Below are 1,192 nucleotides of genomic sequence, written 5' to 3'. Positions count from 1 at the left end.
GGTAAGCAGAGTTTTTGAAATGTAAGGCCTTTGAATAAGACAAAAGGCTGCCTCATCGCTAACTTTGCAACAGTGCCAATTTATGAGTAAAGGATTATGTCCACGATAAGCACCTGGGTCGATTCCTGGGAGGCGGCCATGAGGGTAGGGAAGCGCCGTCCCGTCAAGTCAGCGTAATGCTCTGCCAGTGTTACAACCAATTAACCAATTCTGATTAGAAAAACTCATCGAGCATCAAATGAAACTGCAATTTATTCATATCAGGATTATCAATACCATATTTTTGAAAAAGCCGTTTCTGTAATGAAGGAGAAAACTCACCGAGGCAGTTCCATAGGATGGCAAGATCCTGGTATCGGTCTGCGATTCCGACTCGTCCAACATCAATACAACCTATTAATTTCCCCTCGTCAAAAATAAGGTTATCAAGTGAGAAATCACCATGAGTGACGACTGAATCCGGTGAGAATGGCAAAAGCTTATGCATTTCTTTCCAGACTTGTTCAACAGGCCAGCCATTACGCTCGTCATCAAAATCACTCGCATCAACCAAACCGTTATTCATTCGTGATTGCGCCTGAGCGAGACGAAATACGCGATCGCTGTTAAAAGGACAATTACAAACAGGAATCGAATGCAACCGGCGCAGGAACACTGCCAGCGCATCAACAATATTTTCACCTGAATCAGGATATTCTTCTAATACCTGGAATGCTGTTTTCCCGGGGATCGCAGTGGTGAGTAACCATGCATCATCAGGAGTACGGATAAAATGCTTGATGGTCGGAAGAGGCATAAATTCCGTCAGCCAGTTTAGTCTGACCATCTCATCTGTAACATCATTGGCAACGCTACCTTTGCCATGTTTCAGAAACAACTCTGGCGCATCGGGCTTCCCATACAATCGATAGATTGTCGCACCTGATTGCCCGACATTATCGCGAGCCCATTTATACCCATATAAATCAGCATCCATGTTGGAATTTAATCGCGGCCTCGAGCAAGACGTTTCCCGTTGAATATGGCTCATAACACCCCTTGTATTACTGTTTATGTAAGCAGACAGTTTTATTGTTCATGATGATATATTTTTATCTTGTGCAATGTAACATCAGAGGGCACTGTTGCAAATAGTCGGTGGTGATAAACTTATCATCCCCTTTTGCTGATGGAGCTGCACATGAACCCATTC

General features: G+C 43.7%; 1 protein-coding gene. It reads right to left on the bottom strand.

Going from position 1 to position 1,192, the window contains the following annotated elements; translation table 11 throughout:
- Positions 1 to 214 precede the first annotated feature (214 nt).
- The gene (aph(3')-Ia, locus tag OKC31_RS21580) at positions 215 to 1,030 is read right to left on the bottom strand and encodes an aminoglycoside O-phosphotransferase APH(3')-Ia (protein WP_000018329.1); all 816 of its coding nucleotides are present in this window, start codon (positions 1,028 to 1,030) and stop codon (positions 215 to 217) included.
- Between the last annotated feature and the right edge of the window lie 162 nt (positions 1,031 to 1,192).

The sequence above is a fragment of the Aeromonas sp. Y293-4 genome, from assembly GCF_027705905.1.
GTDB classification, from domain to species: Bacteria; Pseudomonadota; Gammaproteobacteria; order Enterobacterales; family Aeromonadaceae; genus Aeromonas; species Aeromonas veronii.
This window is presented reverse-complemented; position numbering and strand designations above follow the sequence as displayed.